This is a genomic window from Microcoleus sp. PH2017_24_DOB_U_A, from assembly GCF_020738205.1.
Taxonomy (GTDB): Bacteria; Cyanobacteriota; Cyanobacteriia; order Cyanobacteriales; family Microcoleaceae; genus Microcoleus.
Genome location: NZ_JAEQCT010000027.1, coordinates 1 through 20,284 on the forward strand (window position 1 = coordinate 1; position 20,284 = coordinate 20,284).

At 45.5% G+C, this 20,284-nt stretch carries 17 protein-coding genes; 11 read left to right on the forward strand and 6 right to left on the reverse strand.

Annotated elements, in window-relative coordinates; all coding sequences use genetic code 11:
- Positions 1 to 65 precede the first annotated feature (65 nt).
- The 5 genes from JGK07_RS05855 to JGK07_RS05875 all read left to right on the forward strand — a co-directional run bounded on the left by JGK07_RS05855 (position 66) and on the right by JGK07_RS05875 (position 4,228).
- On the forward strand, positions 66 to 335 hold the full coding sequence (locus tag JGK07_RS05855) for a zinc ribbon domain-containing protein (RefSeq protein ID WP_293186658.1): 270 nt from the start codon (positions 66 to 68) through the stop codon (positions 333 to 335).
- 178 nt (positions 336 to 513) lie between these two features.
- Positions 514 to 1,125, forward strand: a complete 612-nt coding sequence (locus tag JGK07_RS05860) for an acyltransferase (RefSeq protein ID WP_293190828.1) — start codon at positions 514 to 516, stop codon at positions 1,123 to 1,125.
- 242 nt (positions 1,126 to 1,367) lie between these two features.
- Positions 1,368 to 2,378 (forward strand): glycosyltransferase family 2 protein, encoded by a 1,011-nt coding sequence (locus JGK07_RS05865; RefSeq protein ID WP_293186649.1) that lies wholly within the window; start codon positions 1,368 to 1,370, stop codon positions 2,376 to 2,378.
- 354 nt (positions 2,379 to 2,732) lie between these two features.
- Positions 2,733 to 3,314, forward strand: a complete 582-nt coding sequence (locus tag JGK07_RS05870; protein WP_293186650.1) for a serine acetyltransferase — start codon at positions 2,733 to 2,735, stop codon at positions 3,312 to 3,314.
- A 407-nt stretch (positions 3,315 to 3,721) separates the two neighbouring features.
- Positions 3,722 to 4,228: a serine acetyltransferase gene (locus JGK07_RS05875; protein WP_293186651.1), complete on the forward strand. Its 507-nt coding sequence runs from the start codon at positions 3,722 to 3,724 to the stop codon at positions 4,226 to 4,228.
- Between the two features lie 82 nt (positions 4,229 to 4,310).
- On the opposite strand, the gene JGK07_RS05880 is transcribed toward JGK07_RS05875, so the two are convergent.
- A complete protein-coding gene (locus tag JGK07_RS05880; RefSeq protein WP_293224114.1) occupies positions 4,311 to 5,432 on the reverse strand; it encodes a glycosyltransferase family 4 protein in 1,122 nt (373 codons plus the stop codon).
- A gap of 184 nt (positions 5,433 to 5,616) precedes the next feature.
- Between JGK07_RS05880 and JGK07_RS05885 the strand changes: the two genes are divergently transcribed.
- The 3 genes from JGK07_RS05885 (at position 5,617) to JGK07_RS05895 (ending at position 9,534) form a co-directional block, all read left to right on the forward strand.
- Complete coding sequence (locus tag JGK07_RS05885; RefSeq protein WP_293186653.1) at positions 5,617 to 6,648, forward strand: glycosyltransferase family 2 protein; 1,032 nt, start codon at positions 5,617 to 5,619, stop codon at positions 6,646 to 6,648.
- 200 nt (positions 6,649 to 6,848) lie between these two features.
- A complete protein-coding gene (locus JGK07_RS05890) occupies positions 6,849 to 8,141 on the forward strand; it encodes a glycosyltransferase family 4 protein (RefSeq protein WP_293190833.1) in 1,293 nt (430 codons plus the stop codon).
- A gap of 142 nt (positions 8,142 to 8,283) precedes the next feature.
- Positions 8,284 to 9,534, forward strand: a complete 1,251-nt coding sequence (locus tag JGK07_RS05895) for a glycosyltransferase family 4 protein (protein ID WP_293190834.1) — start codon at positions 8,284 to 8,286, stop codon at positions 9,532 to 9,534.
- Positions 9,535 to 9,997: 463 nt separating this feature from the next.
- Here the strand turns inward: JGK07_RS05895 and JGK07_RS05900 are convergent, their stop codons facing one another.
- The 4 genes from JGK07_RS05900 to JGK07_RS33115 form a co-directional block, all read right to left on the reverse strand.
- A complete protein-coding gene (locus JGK07_RS05900) occupies positions 9,998 to 10,351 on the reverse strand; it encodes a DUF1257 domain-containing protein (protein WP_096832348.1) in 354 nt (117 codons plus the stop codon).
- 130 nt (positions 10,352 to 10,481) lie between these two features.
- Complete coding sequence (locus JGK07_RS05905; RefSeq protein ID WP_293186656.1) at positions 10,482 to 12,002, reverse strand: AAA family ATPase; 1,521 nt, start codon at positions 12,000 to 12,002, stop codon at positions 10,482 to 10,484.
- Positions 12,003 to 12,112: 110 nt separating this feature from the next.
- Entirely contained in the window at positions 12,113 to 12,463 is a 351-nt protein-coding gene (locus JGK07_RS05910; protein WP_293186657.1) for a hypothetical protein, read from the reverse strand.
- 277 nt (positions 12,464 to 12,740) lie between these two features.
- On the reverse strand, positions 12,741 to 14,855 hold the full coding sequence (locus tag JGK07_RS33115; protein ID WP_366516855.1) for a sugar phosphate nucleotidyltransferase: 2,115 nt from the start codon (positions 14,853 to 14,855) through the stop codon (positions 12,741 to 12,743).
- Positions 14,856 to 15,004: 149 nt separating this feature from the next.
- Between JGK07_RS33115 and JGK07_RS05925 the strand changes: the two genes are divergently transcribed.
- On the forward strand, positions 15,005 to 15,544 hold the full coding sequence (locus JGK07_RS05925) for a Dps family protein (RefSeq protein ID WP_293190838.1): 540 nt from the start codon (positions 15,005 to 15,007) through the stop codon (positions 15,542 to 15,544).
- 302 nt (positions 15,545 to 15,846) lie between these two features.
- On the opposite strand, the gene JGK07_RS05930 is transcribed toward JGK07_RS05925, so the two are convergent.
- The gene (locus tag JGK07_RS05930) at positions 15,847 to 16,944 is read right to left on the reverse strand and encodes a glycosyltransferase family A protein (RefSeq protein WP_293190839.1); all 1,098 of its coding nucleotides are present in this window, start codon (positions 16,942 to 16,944) and stop codon (positions 15,847 to 15,849) included.
- Between the two features lie 606 nt (positions 16,945 to 17,550).
- Between JGK07_RS05930 and JGK07_RS05935 the strand changes: the two genes are divergently transcribed.
- Complete coding sequence (locus JGK07_RS05935; RefSeq protein WP_293181752.1) at positions 17,551 to 18,582, forward strand: glycosyltransferase family 2 protein; 1,032 nt, start codon at positions 17,551 to 17,553, stop codon at positions 18,580 to 18,582.
- 127 nt (positions 18,583 to 18,709) lie between these two features.
- Positions 18,710 to 20,161: an NAD(P)/FAD-dependent oxidoreductase gene (locus JGK07_RS05940; RefSeq protein WP_293190840.1), complete on the forward strand. Its 1,452-nt coding sequence runs from the start codon at positions 18,710 to 18,712 to the stop codon at positions 20,159 to 20,161.
- The last annotated feature ends 123 nt before the right edge of the window (positions 20,162 to 20,284 follow it).

Consider the following 20,284-nt stretch of genomic DNA (forward strand, 5'->3'; position numbering starts at 1 on the left):
TTCACTTTAGTTATACGTGAGCATATTTTTGCGAACCTTCAGAGTGATGCTATGGCCGAGAGTACATAGATAATGCTTTTTGTCAATGCGTAAGTCCTAGATTCCATGAATTCAAACGTCAACTGGAATACAAAGCTAAAAAGTTTGGCTGTGAAATAATTGTTGCTGACTGCTGGTTTCCGTCAAGCAAAACCTGCTCAAGCTGTGGACATACCCAAGATATGCCACTAAAAGAAAGAACTTACAACTGTGGAAGTTGCGGTCATTCGATGGACAGGGATTTGAACGCAGCAATTAATTTATCGCGCTTGGCTTTCATCGTGAAAGCTTACTGAGGGATAACCGCTCCCATGCTCCCGATGAAGTAAGAACCAAATGTCTAGACTTGTCTAGTATTTGTATAGCAGGACACGAACATTGGTGCCAACGTTGTCATATTGTCAGATCTACCTCCTGACACAACAGCGGTTAGTATGTCTACGAATAGGCTTAAATCTACCCAGGCTCAGGAAAATGATTAAATCAATCTTTCAGAAAATCCTTCGCCACTTTGCCATGCGCTATGGCAAGTTCCGAGGCCTCTACGTCAAATTCTGCGAGCCAAGTTCCGAGGAGTACACCCAATTTCTCCGCCTTCACGGCAACCTGTACTCGATCGGCGAAAATTGCACGATCCTGCCAAGCACGGTGTTTACAGACCCCTCCTACGTCCGCATCGGCAACAACGTCCACTTTTCCAGCTCTATCCTGATCGGCCACGACGGAGCGATCGCCATGCTCAATCAAGCCTACAACGTCAAACTAGATGCTGTGGGCAAAATAGACATCCGTGACAACGTATTTATCGGCTATCACTCGATCGTCCTCCGCAACGTCACCATCGGCCCAAATGCGATCGTCGCCGCCGGTGCGGTCGTCACCAAAGATGTCGCAGAAGGCGATATAGTTGCCGGTGTTCCCGCTAAACCCATCGGACGCGTCGCAGACTTGGTGGAAAAATTGCAGGCTGAAACTCAAAGCCTACCTTGGGCCGATTTAATTAACAGTCGCGAGGGAGCCTACGACCCCGAAATGGAATCCCAGCTTATACAATTGCGATTGTCACACTTCTATGGAAATAAATAGACATATCCAATAATACTCAAACCCTTATATACAATCTTTTTTTGAAGATTTTTTGGGCATTTTTGGGGTTTTTCTTGGCAGTAAAGCAGGCTTTTCAACAGAAGAGCTTAATAAGAGTGACCGCTTTTGTAAAATATGCCCGAACTATCAAAAAAGTAGGCGATGCCTCAAATGGCGATCGCGCCAGCTTGCCATAGGGGTACAACTTGAGCTAAAAAGTTGTTAAACCAACAACTGCACTTATGTCCAAAGCCAGCGAGTCCAATCACCCGTATCCACTGCTGGTTGTCATTGTTAACTACCGAACCCCTGGTTTAACCATTGACTGCTTGCGCTCTCTAGTTACCGAAGTGCGATCGCTCCCCGGTATGCGAGTTGCAGTTGCCGACAACGCATCAGGCGACAATTCTAGCGAACAAATAGCAGCCGCGATCGCAGCAGAAGGCTGGAGCGAATGGGCATCCTTCGTTCCCCTAGACCGCAACGGCGGATTTGCCTTCGGCAACAACGCCCTCATACGTCCTGTCCTGCAATCCACCAATCCCCCCCCTTACTTCCTGCTGCTCAACCCAGACACCGTAGTTCGCCTAGGTGCCTTAAAAGCCCTCGTCGATTTCATGGACTCCAACCCCGAGGCCGGCATCGCCGGCAGCCGCTTGGAAGACCCCGACGGAACGCCGCAACATTCAGCTTTTCGGTTTCACGATTTCTTAACCGAACTCGATTTTGGTTGGCGGACGCGCTTTTTATCCAAATTATTGGCAAAGTGGAATGTAGCGCCTCCTATTTCCCAAGAAATCTGTCAAACTGATTGGGTAGCTGGAGCCAGCATGATCGTCCGTCGTGAAGTATTTGAAAAGATTGGCTTGATGGATGAAGCTTATTTCATGTACTGCGAAGAAATGGACTTTTGCCTGCAAGCGAACAAAGCTGGCTGGAGTTGCTGGTATGTACCTGAAAGTCGCGTGGTACACCTAGTAGGTCAAAGCTCAGGTGTGACTGACACCAAAAAACCCCCTAAGCGACTGCCACAGTATTGGTTTGATTCCCGGCGCAGGTACTTTCTCAAAAACTACGGCTTGGTTTACACAGCATTAACTGATGTCACCTGGGCTTCGGGCTTTGGAGCCTGGAGGGTGCGCCGCGTACTTCAAGGTAAGCCGGACGGCGATCCGCCAAAAATGCTCACCGATTTTATCATGAATAGTGTATTTTTTAAGGGGGGTAAGATTGAAGATTCAAAAATTTTTTAAAAGGTGTTTGTAAATAAATCAAAGCCAGAGAAACCCCGTTAATCCTGGCCAACCAAACATTGCTTCAGTTGACAGTTGATCTGGGACAGCTTGTCAGTCAGCGAAGCCGAAGGGTTGACAACTTGAGGACACTTAACAAAGGAAAGAAGAGGATTAGATTAATGAATCGTCTGATTTTAATTTCTCCCTACAAGGGTTCCGGATTTCAAGCAATTCTTTGAGATAATTCACCGCAGCACTTGGTGTTTTTGAGTGAATAAACCGGGTGCACTACTCCCTAAAAACCAGAGAAATAGCTTAATATCTGGGGCATCTAATAACAACTTAAACAAAACAGAGTGTTGAGTACAGCTTATGGTAACGGAGTCAAATTTAATAGCAACTGAAAATCAAGTAGAAACCCCTGCACTCGGATTGTGGGAGCAGATTAAAGAAGACTGGATTGCTCACGGTCGCGATTGGACAAAACCGGGATTTCGCGCCGTAGCAGTTCAAAGATTCGGTGTCTGGAGAATGCAGGTAGAACCAAAACTGCTGCGGGCTCCCTTGAGCATTCTATATCGATCGCTCTACCGAAAAGTCCGCAACACCTACGGCATAGATTTGCCGTACACAGTCAAGCTCGGCCGCCGAGTCGTCATTGAACACGAAGGCTCTATCATCGTTCATGGACACTGCACTCTTGGTGACGACTGCATTATCCGCCAAGGCGTTACCCTGGGGAACCGCTACTTGGAAAAACCCCTAGAATCGCCTCAATTGGGCGATCGGGTGAACGTCGGCGCCGGAGCAAAAATTCTCGGCAAGGTCAACCTGGGAGACGACGTAAATATCGGTGCAAATGCTGTCGTTTTATCAGACATTCCTGCTGGTCAAACTGCCGTTGGCATCCCTGCCAAAATTATCAAATCCCGCCCTGTCGAAAACAATCCTTAAATTAGTACCAAAAAAAGTGACCTGTCTCTTCTGTTACTTAAATAAACTAGAGATCTATCGCCTCTATAGTGATAAATGCTTGTACGAAATCGTGGATTTCTATGGCAATTGTGATTGTTGCACGCTGGGAGCGATGGCTACTGCTTGTTAGTAGACATTAACTCGGTCAACCAAATAATTACAAGTTGACAATATAGTAATTCTGTATGAATTGTAACATTTTGTAGGTTAGTACCCCGCCGTGCCTACCAGTAAAACCTGGCAACATACAAAAACCTTACAACTCAAATAGGATTGTCACAGAATTTCAACAAATAAATATTGTCAATCACCAACCAGCGATCGTATACTGATAATTGAATGTCACATGATTATCAGTATATCTTATCTGTTATCTTGCACAAATAATGCTTCAATCAATAACTACACCTGTCGTTTCTGCCACCGAGCCAGATTGGAGTCGCGAAAAACTTTGCCAGTGGTGGGATCCCAGTCGCCAACTTCTAAAATCTATCCGCGACTATCAAAAATGGCGGCAGCAAGGTGGAATTTTAGGGTATTTTTTATCCCGGTTCAACATAATCCAGCATATATTCTGGAGCATTGTAGCTGGAACTGACATCCCTTTGAACTGCCAGATAGGAGGGGGACTCATTATCCTTCATCCTAATGGCATAGTCATTCACCCAGAGGCATCTATTGGCCCGAACTGTATGATTTTTCAACAGGTGACAATTGTTTCTAATGTCCAAGTTGGCGGTCACGTCGATATCGGTGCAGGAGCAAAAATTATTCGCTCCGTAACGATCGGCGATCATGCTTTGATAGGCGCCAATGCAGTGGTGATTTGCGACGTACCACCGGGCGCAACCGCAGTCGGAATACCAGCAAAAATTATCCCCAAAAAACCCTAAGCCTGAAAATGCACTCCTAGAAATATTCGCAGGAAAAAGGAAGTTGCAGAGCAAGGATTCTTTCAGATAATTCTCCTAATTCCTAAACTTTCAATTTTTCCTGCATCAAATCTTTCCGGCGGCGTGCTACTTTTTCCCAGGTAAATTCCTCGGCTTGCTGGCGAGCATTATAACCCATCTGTGCTCTCAACTCCGGGGACAAAGCAAGCTTTCGCAAGCCTTCAACAAAAGCTTCACAGTCGTAAGGGTCTATGACTATCCCATCTTTGCCGTCCCGGGCAATGGCCCCCGCTCCCATAGGTGAGGTGAGAACTGGCAACCCGTAAGCCATAGCTTCATAAGTAACCATCGGGCCACCATCTTCGAGACTCGGAAAGGCAAAAATGTCAGCTTCGCCATATACGCCCGCAATATTGAGCGTGTAATCTATATGAATTACATCCGAGCGTCCTAAAATATCGCTGCAACTTTCGGCAATTGCAGGCTCCATCTCTCCGCAAAGCACCAGTCTGCCTTTAATGCCAGCTTTTTCCCAGGCTTGCAAGAGCAAGTGAGCTCCTTTTCTGACGCAGATGGTGCCCACAAAGAGCGCAGTAACGGTGTCTGATGGCTGTTTTTTGGGCGAAATATTTGGGAAACGCTTGGGACACCACCCGTAACTGCTTGACATCAGTTTGTATTCGGGAACTCCTATTTCGAGAAAAGATTTTTTTACCTCTGGACTAGGAGAAAAAATGAAATCAGCCAAGCTCATTTCTTCATCTTCTTGCTGAATCATCGCATCTGTAATTCCATGTTCGGGAGCAATGCCCAAGCGACCGTAAGCATCGTCAAGAATATATTTTGCCTTCTTAGTAGAGCAGTTAATACGCTCAAAAAAAAGTGTTTGCCCCTGCTGCTTTACCTTTCTAACAGTTTCGATTGAAGTGCGAGGCCACAAGTAAACTGCATCAAAATCATTGATATCTCTCAGAAAACGCTTTTCAGCAGAAGATTGCGCAAAATTTCCGAGCCTGTAGTACACCCTTCTGAAATATGGGGGTACGCTTTCGACCATATTATACCCGCGATATGACGGTGCACAACTGGGAACAACCATGCGGGTTTTAAAGTCTGGGTAATCCCACTGACAAAGTGACAAAAATGTATGGCTAATTCCTTGACCGCCACAGTAAAAGGTGAACAAAGAACTGATATTTAGCATGGTTGACTCTTCTCAAATAAAAATGCTGGATCGGATTTGACTTAATATATAATAAGCTAAACACGCTTTGACGCGCACTACAGCCACTCGCTAAAAGTTTGGGAATCAAGATATTGTGAAATTAGCTTGACTTTTACTAAAATATTAAAATAATAGATCGCAAGTGGAATTCCAGAGGTAAGCTTTGAAACAAGTTGGATTGGTTGCTATCGGGCGGAATGAAGGATCTCGCCTCGGAGCGTGCTTGCTGTCAGCGATCGGCAAAGTAGCTTGCGTAGTTTATGTCGATTCCGGCTCAACAGACGGCAGCTTGGAATTAGCCCGATCGCTCGGAGCTGAGACAGTAGAACTCGACTTATCTACACCCTTTACAGCAGCACGCGCCAGAAATGCAGGATTTGCCAGCCTGCGACAAGCAGTTCCAGACATCGAATTTGTCCAATTCGTAGACGGCGACTGCTCCATAGTTGATGGGTGGCTCGAATTTGCCCAGCAAAAACTCGCAGCGCAACCCGAATTAGCTGTAGTGTGCGGGCGCCGCCGCGAGCGGTATCCCAATGCCACACCATACAACCGACTCTGCGACATTGAGTGGGACAGCCCGATCGGGGAAGCCAAAGCCTGCGGGGGCGACTCCATGATGCGGGCATCAGCCTTCGAGCAAGTCAGCGGTTTCAACCCCATACTGATCGCCGGTGAAGAACCGGAACTCTGCGTGCGGCTGCGCCAAAATGGTTGGAAAATCGAGCGATTAGATGCAGAAATGACTTTGCACGACGCCCAAATGACTCGTTTTGACCAGTGGTGGAAGCGCTGTCAAAGAGCAGGCCATGCCTACGCCGAAGGTTCCTGGTTGCACGGAAACACCCCCGAACGCCACTGGGTCAAAGACAGCACCAGCATCTGGTTCTGGGGATTCGTTTTGCCCGTGCTAGCAATCGGGACAGCGTGGGTTACGCACGGCTGGAGCCTGTTGTTGCTTTGGGGCTACCCGATACTTGGCTACCGCATCTATCGGCGGATGCAGCAAAACTTAAAATCAAAGGATGCTGCTCTCTACGCATTATCTTGCGTGTTGGGGAGATTTCCTCAATTGCAGGGTCAGATGCTGTTTTACAAACGCCGGTTGCTCAGACAGCGCAGCAACTTGATCGAATACAAGACATCAAGCCCATCAATTGAGAAAGTTACAATGAGTGCTAAGTCTACTAAGTAGATCAGTTACCATCAACTTAACTTGTTTTTTCTGCAACTTCTCCCCTGTAATTGCAAATCGGGTGTTGATGTAGAGGCGGATTTTTCCATCAACCTCTACAGCCGACTCTCGCATCGAAAAAAAAAACGCTTAATATCGATTAATCTCTTCAAAACTCAACTTCCAAATATTCATCGATCGTCAACAAAGGAATCTAACCAATGAACGACCAAAAATTAAAAGTTTTACTAATTGTAGAGCAGTGCAATCCTGAATGGGCTTCTGTACCTTTGGTGGGGTACAATTTTGTTGAACAAATTAGCAAGCTAGTTGATGCAACACTTGTCACCCATGCTAGAAATAAATCCGCTATTCAAAAACACCCTGAATACGAAAAAGTTTTTTATATTGAAGAAGGAAAGATTGCTACGCAGTATTACAAAGTAGTAGAAAAAATTACCGCGAATGGTAAAATAAATTGGCCACTGTATAATGCTTTGAGCTACCCAATTTATGAAGAATTTAATCAGCAAGTATATCAAAAATTTCACTCCAAAATTCTCAAGGGAGATTATGACATAGTTCATGCAATTACCCCGATGATGCCGCGGTATCCGTTTAAGGTAGTCAGCGCCTGCCAAAACACTCCTTTTCTGCTAGGCCCAGTCAATGGAGGCATTCCTTTTCCACCAGGCTTTCAAGAAACTGCCAAACAAGAATTTGCTCAATTCAACTTTTTGAGGGCAGTTGGTCGAGCCTTAATTCCAGGTTATGTAGAAACTTACAAAAAAGCAGACCAAATTTTGGCAGGTTCAACATATACCTTAAATATGCTCAAAGATTTGTTTGCGATACCAGACCAGAGAATTCAACTATTTTACGAAAATGGTATTGCCAGTAGTTTCTTAAAACAAGAACCAAAAACAAAAAAGGGTGGCCAGATAAATTTACTTTTTGTAGGTCGATTGGTTCCTTACAAATGTGCTGACATTCTCATCGAAGCTGTGAATAGACTAGAACCAAAAATTAAAGAAAAAGTTCAATTAACAATAGTAGGTGACGGGCAAGAAAGAAAAGCATTAGAATCTCAAGTAGAGAAGCTTAACTTAGGAGAAAAAGTTAAGTTTGCTGGTTGGGTAGGTCAAGCAGAAACACTTGACTATTACCAGCAAGCGGATATTTTTTGCTTCCCTTCGATTAGGGAATTTGGCGGCGCAGTGGTAATGGAAGCTATGGCTTGTGGGTTGCCTTGTATTGTACCAAACAATGGCGGTATAGCCGAATACGTGACTGAAGAAACTGGATTTAAAATAGAGCCAACTTCTAGAGAGTATCTTACTCAGGAGTTAACAAATAAAATTCAGATTTTGGTCGAAGACGATCGTTTGCGGCAAGTTATGTCAGCTAAGTGTATCGAAAAAGCGAAAGAATTTACATGGGAGCCAAAGGCAGAAAAAATTCTTGAAATTTATCATAAAATGATTGACGCTAAAAGTACCGCTCGCTCTAAATAAGCTGTTGTGCATCTAGATTGTGTATGGTAATTGAGGGTTAGAAGGGCAGCGGATTGAAGATTTTTGTTCGCAAACCGAAATATACAATTTAAATGCACAACAGCTTAGTAGATAAATCTCTTTATGGGGTGGAAAACAAGTTATGCGAATTGTAATTGTTGCTGAAAATGCCTCTAACAAATTCGGTGGAGAGTCATTGCTGCCGGTGCACTACTTCCGAATACTTCGATCCCGCCAAATAGAGACATGGTTAGTGGTACACGGGCGCACTCAAGCTGAACTCGAAGCGCTGTTTCCAGAAGAATGCGATCGAATGCGCTTTGTACCCGACACATGGGTGCATCGGCTGCTTAACAATTGCGGGCGATTCTTGCCTCCAAGGTTAGGTGCGCCTACTTTAGGGCTGCTCAGTCACCTATACACCCAAGTGCTACAGCGCGGTATTGTCGATCGGCTGGTGAGCGAAAAACAGATTGATATTGTTCACGAGCCGACACCAGTTTCGGCAAAATTTCCGTCCCTGATGTTCGCCTTAGGGGTGCCGGTAGTTATGGGGCCACTGAATACGGCGGTTAAATTTCCTTTGGCATTTCGATCGCGCCAAAACCGTTCAGTAGATATTTTAATCGAGATCGGTTATCAGTTCGTCAACTTGTTCAACCGTCTTTTGCCCGGTAAAATCAAAGCAGAGACGGTGTTAGTGGCAAACGATCGCACGAAGCAGGCACTTCCGGCGGGGGTGCAGGGTAAAATCATCGAACTTGTGGAAAACGGCGTGGATTTATCGGTGTGGCGATCGGAATCTATGGCATCAAAGGAGCCTAATCAACAAATCCATTTTGTTTTCTTGGGGCGACTGGCAGACTGGAAGGGGGTAGACTTGCTGCTAGAAGCCTTCAGAGCCGTCGCCGCTCAAACGGATGCTGTTTTGGAAATCATCGGCGATGGGGAGATGCGAGGGGAACTCGAAGCTCAAACAGCTCGTTTAGGCCAGGAGGCCAGGGTTGTATTTAGTGGCTGGTTGTCTCAGGATCGATGCGCTCTCAAACTGCAACAAGCCGATGTACTGGTGCTGCCGAGTTTGCGGGAGCCTGGGGGAGCCGTGGTAATGGAAGCAATGGCCGTCGGCTTGCCCGTCATTGCCACCAATTGGGGCGGCCCGATGGATTATATAGATTCCAGTTGCGGTATTTTAGTAGAACCAGCTTCTAAAGAAGGCTTTGTCAAGGGACTGACTGACGCTATGCTGAAGCTCGCTCAGTCGCAGGAGATGCGACAGAGTATGGGTAGGGCGGGATGGGAGCGGGTTCGGGAGCATTTTGACTGGGAACGCAAAGTCGATCGCATGATTGAAATTTATCAACAAACGATCGACACTTGCCAGAAGCATTAGCTAGTCAAGCACAAAAGCAGCAACTTTCAGATAAAAAGCTGCTGCTTAAGCTTGCAAAAAAGTACGTAGCGGATAAAAAAACACTCTACATCCTCGGTGACGCTCCTACTCTGAATCAACGATTACAGCGTAGGCATCTGAGTCCTCTTACGGATATCAAGATCTTCCTACCCTTCGGGAACGCTTCGCGAACGAGATACTCCAAAATGTTTCTCTCGCTCGGCATTTTATAGTGAGGAACACGTCCAGCCCCACTGTATTTACAGCATATCAAAAGTTGGTTGATTTCGGCGGTGATGGTTTCCCTGCCCTCCAGGATTGGTCAACCATCCCACCTCAATCAACCGGGCTTTCATCCCACACCAATCTGTAAACGATATAGTGTGGGGATTCCCGCCGAACTAGCTAAAAACGGGTTAACCAGTATTTGGTTAACCCGCAAGCTTAGAAACACGCAGAGTTATTAATTTTGCACTACCAACTTGACGTTGGCGTTTTGCAAACCGCGCTGCTTGACTGCTGCCAAGGTCTTGTTAACTGCGTACTTCTGGTTAATGGAGTTAATTAACTCAGTTTGATTGTGCTTTTTGGCAACGCCCCAGAGGTCTGCAATCAGATCAAAGGAACCGTCGCTATTGCGAGACCAACCCAGGTCGTATTCGCCTTCCAGAGTCGCCACGATGTCGGAGCGAACGCGCTGACCATTATAGCCACGAACATCAGCTTCTGACTTGACTGAAATGCCCAAGTCACGTAGGGAAGCTTTCAGGATTTCGGCATCAGTGATTTTGGTACGCAGAGTGCTAAAGTGAGACATTGGATTTCCTCCTAATAAAACTGAGAGAGAAACAACAACGGTCTGGATTTAACGGTGCCGCTGGGCGGCTCTTCAATCGAACTGCTAGCTGTTGCTAGCCTTTGCTCCTGTTTGGACCAGGAGAAAGCTTTTAGAATTCCATTCGCTGGTATTCAGCGACGGAAGACGCAGCGGGCCGTGCGCGCTGTCTCGCCCAATCTCGGAGGGCGCTGACCTGTTCGGTCATGGTTTTAGACAGTGGCAATGTAGATTTAATGGCCGCGATGATATCTAACTGCGTAAACTCTCTATCTTGAGCGAAGGCCTCGTACATGGCTGCTACTAGCCCTTGCTCAATTTCTGCGCCTGAAAAGCCGTCGGAAACATTGGAAAGTTGCTCTAAATCGAAGCGAGAAATTTCCCGACGCCGTTTTGACAGGTGAATTTTGAATATATCTTGGCGTTCTTCTTTCGTCGGTAGGTCAACAAAGAAGAGTTCGTCGAATCGACCTTTTCTCAAGAATTCCCCGGGTAAACGCTCGATTCGGTTGGCTGTTGCCATTACGAAGACTGGGGAAGTCTTTTCTTGCATCCAAGTGAGGAATGAACCGAAAATCCGGCTGGATGTGCCTCCGTCTGAGTCGGCCGAACCAGTGCCTCCTGCAAAGGCTTTGTCTAGTTCGTCGATGAAGAGGATAGCTGGGGAGATGGATTCTGCGGTTTTGAGCGCGTTGCGGAGGTTTGCTTCCGATCGACCTACCATCGAGCCGTCGTAGACTCTACCCATATCTAGCCTGAGCAGGGGCAGTCCCCACAGGCGGGAGGTAGTCTTGGCAATCAGCGATTTTCCGCATCCGGGTACGCCGAGAATTAGCATTCCTTTGGGTTGGGGCAAGCCGTATTCTCTCGCCCTTTCTGTAAAGGCGTTGGAACGCTGCTTGAGCCACCGTTTGAGTTCTTCTAAACCCCCGACTGCATCCAGGGTTTCGTCTTCTTCTACAAACTCTAGAATGCCGTTGCGCCGAATTAATTGCTTTTTCTCCGACAGAACTATGTCTACTTCTTCTTCGGTTAAGCGCCCCGTGGAAACTTGGGCTTTGCGATAAACTTTTTCAGCTTCATCCTTAGTCAATCCCAAGGCTGCTTTTAAAAGTTTTTCTCGCGATTCTGTGGTAATGCGTCGCGATTTCGTTTGCTCCAACTGGCTAGACAATACTTGGTTTAGTTCCGCCATGTCTGGGAGCGCGAAGTCTAAGACTACCACTTCCTTTTCTAGCTCGATCGGGATTTGCTGCAAAGGAGACATCAGTATAATTGTCTTTTGTGTTCCTTTGAAGTTGGCGATCGCATCACGCAACAACCTTGTTACGGTTGCATCATCTTTAAAAGGATGCAGGTCTTTGAATACATAGATAGTAGCGTTGTTGTTCGGTTCGCGCTGCCTAATCGCCCATTCAATAGCTGCCTGCGGCGAGAGGGTGCTTTGCTGAGTGTTTGCACGAGGTTGACCGTACTCTATCATGCCCTGGGTTACAGTCCAGACAAAGACTCGGCGCTGCGGCTTAGCTTGAGCTATTGCGGAAATTGCTTGCTCACACCGCTCTTCCTCGGATGTCACGAGGTAGATCAGAGGATATTGAGCTTGGATTAGGATACTGATCTCTTCTTGCATATTCCTCGACCCACTAGAGACGGTGCTATCTTTGCTGAATCTCAATGCTGCCATTAGCCCATTGCTGAATGAGATTTCCAGTTATGGCTTTTTGAGCAAGCAAGGCATTCTTAGCAGGGAACCAATTCTTCCTCTCCCGGTTGGGCTGTGCTGGCACTGACGCCTGACACTTGCTTGACTGGAAGATCCTGCTCAGCCAATACACTCGGCTGACTTGTTACGGATGCCAGTTCTCCATCTCGCATTACTACTGAACCCGTGCATTCTGGACAAGTGTACACCCGGTGGGTTTGTCCGTAGGAGGCTTCTACTTCGTCAACCAGTTCGGGGTTTCCTAGGTAGAAGACAATTGCCCTTTCTGCAATTGATGACATCGGTTCGGTTTCTACTGCGGCTTTGATTTTGAGCTGGCGATGCAGTTCAGGTGGAAGATACAGTGTAACTTTTTGCTTTTCTTGCATATCAGTGAATTGACTTACCCGGGTATGTATATTACATTAGCTACTTAATTCTTTGCTGTCAAGCCTCTATGCTGCTTTAGCGTCATTTTGTAATATGTCGTTACAATTGCTGCGATCTTGGGGCGGCTAACAACGGAAAAACAAGGAATAGAGTTGATGAGGCAGCTATCTAGGTACGTAGTTGCGCTTGGGCGCTCTTTATATATATGAAAGAGCGCTGAAGCGCAACTACGTACCTAAAGGCGAATGCTGGGAAAAACTCTAATTTGAAAGCTGATTAGCCGATCGCCCCCCGAGATATGGGAAAATCAATCAGAGTCTGCCGGTAAACATCCGGCAATCCCGTGTCATAACACCGCCCTCGCACCACATAACCAGCCATTCCCTCGAACTCCCGCAACTTATCCAAACACGACGTTAACTGAAATTCGCCTCTTTCTCGAAAATTGCTATTAATATGTTCTGCCAAACAATCAAAGATTTTAGGATCGAGGACATACATCCCAAACATTGATAAGAATAAATCCTCTGCCAAGCCTTCTACGCTTAAATGCTGCCGCGCATACTCGATATCCGGCTTTTCGTAAACTTGCGTCACCGACAAAATAGCATCTTGTTCCTGCCAAACTCCCGCCGCACAGCCGTAGTGATGAATTACATCAGATGGTGTTACCCTCAAACCAATGACGCTGTGCTGCACTTGCGAGTAAATATCCAATAGTTGGCGCGCACAAGAAATTTCAGTTTGCGACGAGTAAATGTGATCGCCCAAAAGCAGGAGAAATGGCTCGTTGTTCACCCATTCCTTAGCACAAAATACCGCGTGGCCGAATCCTTCCTGGACATCCTGAGTGAGAATTGTAACGCGCTGTCCCAACTCTTGTAAATATTGGCTATAATCCTGATTTTGCTGAGACAGTTTTTGGAAAAGTTCGGGAGACGGCCCAGTTTTAAAGAAATCTTCAAAAAAAGTGCGATCGCCCTTTTGGACAACTATACCAACTTCCTCGATTCCCGCACTCAAAGCTTCTTCCACAATTGCCAAAATTATCGGTTTAGCGCGGCCAGTGCGATCGATAATTGGTAAGAATTCCTTCTTCACTGCCTTAGTAGCCGGAAACATCCGAGTGCCGAAACCAGCGGCTGGAATCACGGCTTTTCTGACTTGCAGTCGGGAAGCTTTTCCTGCATCTTTTCTTTCTTCTATCTGCGTGGAACAGGCGTCCCGCCTGTATATTTCTGGGGTTTCTGCATCTTTTCTTTCTTCTATCTGCGTGGAACAGGCGTCCCGCCTGTATATTTCTGGGGTTGTTGCTGCATTAAATTCTGTTTCAGGCTGCAAATGGGTCTGAGAACTAATAGTAAGTTTCACACATTCCATCTGAGGAAAATTCCGTGAAATAATCTCGATAACTTGCTGTTGACTTTCATAATCTTTCACGATAAATTGCGCCGTGCCGTCTCCCTGAGAACCAACTCCCTTACCGCCCAAAATATAAGGCTGAATCGGTTGACAATTCAGGAGTTCGTGCAAAACTGGAGCCGTCAATTCCCCTGGACAAGCGGGGATTAAATACCTATCAAATTCCCTCTGAGCAACTTTCATCAACTCGCCGAGTTTAACCGCATCTCCCTGCTGTAAAGCTGCGGCCGCATCTTGCGTAATTTTAGAACTAATCGCGCCGAGATGTTTCTGCACGTTTGCTTGAACTTCAGTCACAGCAAAGGGATAAGCCTGATTCAGACTTGCCAGAATTTGTTGAGTGTTTTTGCTAGCGCCCAAATCTACGATGACAAAAAACAAATCTTTGGCAACTTTTAGCTCAACAACATCCATTTGATCGCCGTCAAAAAACATCAAAATTGGTCGATTTCCATAGGCACAACCCTGATCCATGCGGCCGCAGCGCGAAGGTGTGGCAATTTCGCCTAAATAAGCCATTTCCATTTCGTCGCGGACGTTCATTTTTAAATCGTATAAGCGATTGAAAGCGCGGGCTACTAACACGCAAATTGCGGCACTTGAAGACAAGCCTTTCTGAATTGGCAAATCAGTTAAATAATTGTCAATTTCTACTCCTCCCGCGTAGCCGTGCGAGAGAAATTGAGCGGCAACACCGGCTGCATAACTGAAAAAAGTTCCTGTTTGGGCCTCAGCAAGCAGAGCATTTTTTGCCATCGGGAGTGCAGTTTCAATTTTTGTGCCATCATTTAAAGCTGCCCGCAAAATCAAGTGTGTCGGATGTTTTTTGACTTCGGCATAAATTCCTTGATTTGTACTGGCTATCAGAGTACAGCCTTTTTCTATAGCGGGATTGTGCGGGCGATAACTGGCGGCCCAATCGCTGTGTTCGCCAAACAAACAAAGGCGACCCGGAACAAAAAGTTTCATTGCATCTATCTAAGGGTATCTATATTGTGATTACTCTAACCTGAGATGGAGATATTTTACTAAAGTGCGATCGTCCTTTGGGTTGATGTACTTGACGGAGGAAATTTGTTGTAATAGATGAAAACTAAGAGTTGAAGGAAGCAGTTGCAATGCGTAAGTTAAACATAGGTCTATCTGAGGAGCAACGTGCAGGCGTTATCGAACTGTTGAATCACGACCTGTCAGATGCTTATCTGCTGTTAATCAAAACCAAAAAGTATCACTGGGATGTAGTGGGCCCGCAGTTTCGATCGCTCCACCAGTTGTGGGAAGAACACTACCAGGCGTTAACAGTAAATATCGATGCTATGGCCGAACGGGTGAGAACTTTAGGTGGCTACCCAATTGGTACTGCTGAGGGTTTTCTGAAGTATGGTTCGATTAAAGAACATATCGGCGACTTGCCTTTGGCTACGGAAATGGTATCACGTTTAGTTGATGACCATGAACTGATTATTCGCAATCTCCGCCAACACGTCGAACAGTGCGGTGAAGAGTTTAAGGATGATGGAACCGCAGATTTTTTGACTGGTTTGATGGAACAGCACGAGCAAATGGCTTGGATGTTGCGATCGTTTATTGAAGGTGAATCTATTTCGCCGGATGGTAAGCAGCCGAAAGCTAAAACTCCTACAGCTTCTCACGCTTAGATTATAGCTCGATCGAACAGATTTAACTGTTGTGAGTCAGAGAATTTCACCGCGATTCTCGCAGTACGACAGGGGTTTTCAACCCCTGTCTCATAGCGAAAGTCCTCTTTTAGAGGACTGGAGTTAACCTGATTTCGATCTGGTTTTTGAGTCGTTTTTTAACCGACTTTCGCCTTGAGGCCGGGGTTTAAACCCCGGCCGGACTCCGAGGAGAGCGTGCTTTTTGACAGATTTTGAGTAAGACATGATTACGGACAAATTTGATGTACAGTCTCTACGTATCTGTTCACAGAGTGATATTATTATACTGCTCGATTTCCCAAACTCTTCAACCGCATTTTTTCATACACCTGCGACGGCAACATTCTGTGAATATTCATTCGCTTTTCGATCGCATAAATTGTCGTCCCGGCAATTGAATCCGATGTTTGCTTCAACTCCAATCCCGATTCAATTCTCGATCCTAATATCATTTTTACCAAACTTTCTATTGACAATAAATACAAATTATGCCGCAGCAAAGCCATCACAAAATCTTCTTTTAAAGCTCGATATAGCCAAAACAATGTACTCCGGTAATTGCCGTTGCGGTTGCTTTTGACAGCTAGATAAATATAAAAATTACTGCTAGACCAGCAGTAAACTTTCTCGGGAACTTTCGAGTGATACCGCCGGACATCTGCCAAAATTAAAGTATGGCCTTTTGCCATTGCGGCATAGTTGCAAGACATACTGCTGGAAATCTGTCGGTAGCCGACTAAATACTCCGGTACTACTTTAAATTGATAGTATTGGGCGATGCGGAGGTGCAATTCCCAGTCTTCGCAACCTTGAGCATTTTCTAGTTTGAATTTGCAGTTGTAACCGCCGACTTTTTCAAAGCAAGCGCGACGGATTAGAGATGAACTGGCATTGCCGATAAAATATTTATAAACTAAGGCATCGTGAACCGATCCTTCGATCGTTGAGTTGTAAAATCCACCTGTCAGCAAACCTTCTTCGTTAATATCCAATGACCAGGAATAAATAACTCCAACAAAAGATTCCGATTTTGTCAGGCATTCAACTTGTTTTTCCAGGTTTTGCGGGTACCAAATATCGTCAGCGTCGATCGGAGCAATATGTTCGCCTTTTGAGTGTAAATAGGCTAGGTTGCGAGCGACGGCTACACCTGCATTTGATTGCTGCAATAAGATGATTCGGCTATCTTTTTGAGCAAAAGATTTGATGATTTCAGCGGTTGTGTCTGTAGAGCCGTCGTCCACAACTAAAATCTCTATATTCTGATAAGTTTGAGATAGCACAGACTCGATTGTTTGGGCAATAAATTCCTCAGCATTGTAAGCCGGTATAATTACTGAAATTAATGGCTGATTTAAATTGTGTTTGGTGTTGTTCATGCGATATAAAAACTTTTTTATGTAAAATTTTTGACTCTCAGGCACCGATTTAATGGTATCTTAACAAAGTGGTAAGGTCGATCGCACACCGTCGAAAATTTGCAGGTGTACATTTGAAATATATTGCCAAAACTCATCAAATGTGCATTGACACAGCAGTCGGGATACAGACTTGGTGCAGGAGTGACTCGCCGATCGCATATATAAAATCAACTGTACTGGGCAACTCGCGATCGCCGGAGAGTCTCAGTATATCATATGTTGCTTTTTATACTTGTTACGGTCAAAAAAAATCAAATTCTTGTGCGGTGGAATACTCTGAAACACAATGGCTGGTGGGGCTTTTTAGAAGGTTTACAAAAACAATGATATATATAAAGATTTCGTAAAGCTGTTGTCTTCATCAGGTGAGTCTCAGCCAGATGTGGCTTAGAATACAGGCATGAATGGGGATCAATGCAGCCTACATTGCCAGCAAAAAAATTAGTTGAAGATAAACAGAAATCGGGTTATAAACAAAAATGTAGAGCTGATTTTACTTTTCGTAAAGTAGGAGCATTGAAATTCAATCATTGGTTTTCCATGCAATTCAAAACAAACTCGGTAATGATTTATACTAACGAACCGACTGTATCCGTAATTATCCCAGTCCACAATGGGGGAGCTTACTTCCGCACCTGTTTGTCAAAGCTGGCTCAAGCTAGACCGAAGCCGATCGAGATTATTGTAGTAGCAGATGGGGAAAGCGACGGTTCTTGGCGTCTGGCCAAGGAATTCGGCGCCAAAGTCATCAGAATTCCCGAATGCGGCGGCCCCGCCCGAGCCAGAAATTTTGGAGCGCAAGCTGCGAAGGGAGATATTCTGTTTTTTGTGGATGCTGATGTCGCTGTTTGTCCTGAGGCTGTGGGTTATGCGAAATCGGTGTTCAAAAATAATCCCTACTTAGCTGCTTTGATCGGTTCCTATGACGATGCTCCTGGAGATCCCGATTTTTTATCGCAGTACAGGAACTTGCTCCACCACTACGTGCACCAAACAGGTAATGAAGAAGCTTCGACTTTTTGGGGCGCTTGCGGAGTGATTCGCCGGGAAATTTTTTTGCAGATGGGTGGCTTTAATGAGAGTTATCGCCAAGCTTCGATCGAGGATATTGAGCTGGGCTACCGTTTGAAACAAGCCGGTTATAAAATTCGATTGTGCAAAACATTGCAAGTCAAGCATTTAAAGCGCTGGGAAGCGGTGGGGATGGTGAAAGCTGACTTTTTTTACCGAGCGCTGCCTTGGACTGAACTGATTTGGCGCGATCGCAAATTGAATAATGACCTCAACTTGCAAGTATCGAACCGAATTAGTGTAGTTTTAACTTATGCCATGCTGCTGGCAGTGGTGGGGACGTGCTGGTCGCTGAACTTTCTGCTATTGGCTGGGTTGCTGGCAATACCCTTAGTAGCAATTAATTCAGAGCTTTATCGATTTTTTCAGCAAAAACACGGTATCTTATTTGCGCTGAAAACCATTCCTTGGCACTGGCTTTTCTATTTTTACAGCGGACTGGCATTTGCGATCGGCACGGGTCGTCACTTATCCCAAAAAAAGCTGTTGACTGGCAAAGTTAGGTTGCCAGTATCCGCTCAATAAATCAAGGCAAATTGTCCTTCAACTTCCAGCCGATCGATATTTTATCAGGGTATTCACTGGTGCATATATTAATTTTAGAAGTTATAAATAATTGTATAGTGCAATAAAAAGGCTGGAGGTAGGCTGAGTGAAACATTATCCTGTGGCGATCGTCGGTGCTGGGCCTGCGGGTTTGACGGCTGCTTACGAGCTAGTCAAGCAAGGGATCGTCCCTGTTGTACTCGAAAAAGGGGATAAAGTTGGCGGGTTGGCCCGCACCGAAAGCTACAAAGGCTATCGTTTCGACATTGGCGGCCACCGATTTTATACTAAAGTTGCAGCGGTGCAGCAGTTGTGGCAAGAGGTACTGGGAAATGAGTTTATTAAAGTGCCGCGCTTGTCGCGAATTTTTTATAGAGGTAAATTTTTTAACTATCCGATCGGGGCCTTCAATACTCTGTTTAATTTGGGGATAATTGAGAGTGCGCTAATTATTTTGAGCTATCTGAGAGTTAGACTCTGGCCGCTTCCCAAAGAAGAAACTTTTGAACAGTGGGTAATCAATCGTTTTGGCGATCGCTTGTACAAAACATTTTTTAAGACTTATACAGAAAAAGTTTGGGGAATTCCCTGTTCGGAAATTCAAGCAGATTGGGCGGCGCAACGGATTAAGGGGCTGTCACTGACAACCGCAATAATTAATGCTTTGTTTGGTAGTAATGATACTAAAACTTTAATCAAAGAGTTTGACTATCCGGCTTTGGGGCCGGGGATGATGTGGGAAAAGTTCGCTGAAGCTGTGGAAGCTAAAGACGGCAAAGTTTATCTCGATACTAAGGTGATTAGCTTTGAGCGTGAAGGTAATAAAATTAAAACTATTACTGCTGAACATAACGGAGAAATAGTTGAATATTCGGCGGATAATTTCATTACAAGTATGCCGATATCGGCGCTGGTAGCACGGATGAAACCGCAGCCGCCTGAGCCAGTGTTGCACGCGGCGCGATCGCTAAAATATCGAGATTTTTTGATTGTATCGCTGATTGTCGATCGCCCAAGTTTGTTTCCTGACAACTGGATTTACATTCATTCTCCCGAAGTGAAAGTCGGACGGATTCAGAATTTTAAGAATTGGAGTGCTGCATTGGTTCCCGATGCGAGCAAAACTTGTTTGGGAATGGAGTATTTTTGCAATGAAGGCGAGGAACTTTGGGTAATGTCGGATGCTGAACTTGTGGAGTTAGCAACTCGCGAGTTGGTTGAGTTGGGTTTGGCAAAAGCTGCGGATGTTGAGGATGGGGTGGTGCTGAGGCAGCCGAAGGCTTATCCTGTTTACGATGCCGAATATCGCGGACATTTGCGGGTTTTGGAAGGTTTTTTGACTGGGATTGAGAATTTGCAGACGATCGGGCGAAATGGTATGCACCGATACAACAACCAAGACCATTCTATGCTGACGGGGATGCTGGCGGTGAGAAATCTGCTTGGGGAAAAGCACGATTTGTGGGATGTGAATACTGAGCGATCGTACTATGAAGACTTTAGTGTCGATCGGTCTAAGGAAAAAAAGGATTCGGATTTGATGGCGCAGTCTAGTTGATATTTGGGGATTGTAGTTGTGACAATGTGAGTTAAATCACACCTGAAATGGCGATCGCCCGTTCATATTTTCCGCATAATCTTGTAGGGGCAATCCCCCGATCAGTTGCGTCGCTTCATCCGG

Bases quoted from the DNA above. Each gene is read 5' to 3' on its own strand.
- JGK07_RS05860 (WP_293190828.1), top strand. From the start codon at position 514: ATGATTAAATCAATCTTTCAGAAAATCCTTCGCCACTTTGCCATGCGC.
- JGK07_RS05865 (WP_293186649.1), top strand. From the start codon at position 1,368: ATGTCCAAAGCCAGCGAGTCCAATCACCCGTATCCACTGCTGGTTGTC.
- JGK07_RS05870 (WP_293186650.1), top strand. From the start codon at position 2,733: ATGGTAACGGAGTCAAATTTAATAGCAACTGAAAATCAAGTAGAAACC.
- JGK07_RS05875 (WP_293186651.1), top strand. From the start codon at position 3,722: ATGCTTCAATCAATAACTACACCTGTCGTTTCTGCCACCGAGCCAGAT.
- JGK07_RS05880 (WP_293224114.1), bottom strand. From the start codon at position 5,432: ATGCTAAATATCAGTTCTTTGTTCACCTTTTACTGTGGCGGTCAAGGA.
- JGK07_RS05890 (WP_293190833.1), top strand. From the start codon at position 6,849: ATGAACGACCAAAAATTAAAAGTTTTACTAATTGTAGAGCAGTGCAAT.
- JGK07_RS05895 (WP_293190834.1), top strand. From the start codon at position 8,284: ATGCGAATTGTAATTGTTGCTGAAAATGCCTCTAACAAATTCGGTGGA.
- JGK07_RS05900 (WP_096832348.1), bottom strand. From the start codon at position 10,351: ATGTCTCACTTTAGCACTCTGCGTACCAAAATCACTGATGCCGAAATC.
- JGK07_RS05905 (WP_293186656.1), bottom strand. From the start codon at position 12,002: ATGCAAGAAGAGATCAGTATCCTAATCCAAGCTCAATATCCTCTGATC.
- JGK07_RS05910 (WP_293186657.1), bottom strand. From the start codon at position 12,463: ATGCAAGAAAAGCAAAAAGTTACACTGTATCTTCCACCTGAACTGCAT.
- JGK07_RS33115 (WP_366516855.1), bottom strand. From the start codon at position 14,855: ATGAAACTTTTTGTTCCGGGTCGCCTTTGTTTGTTTGGCGAACACAGC.
- JGK07_RS05925 (WP_293190838.1), top strand. From the start codon at position 15,005: ATGCGTAAGTTAAACATAGGTCTATCTGAGGAGCAACGTGCAGGCGTT.
- JGK07_RS05930 (WP_293190839.1), bottom strand. From the start codon at position 16,944: ATGAACAACACCAAACACAATTTAAATCAGCCATTAATTTCAGTAATT.
- JGK07_RS05935 (WP_293181752.1), top strand. From the start codon at position 17,551: ATGATTTATACTAACGAACCGACTGTATCCGTAATTATCCCAGTCCAC.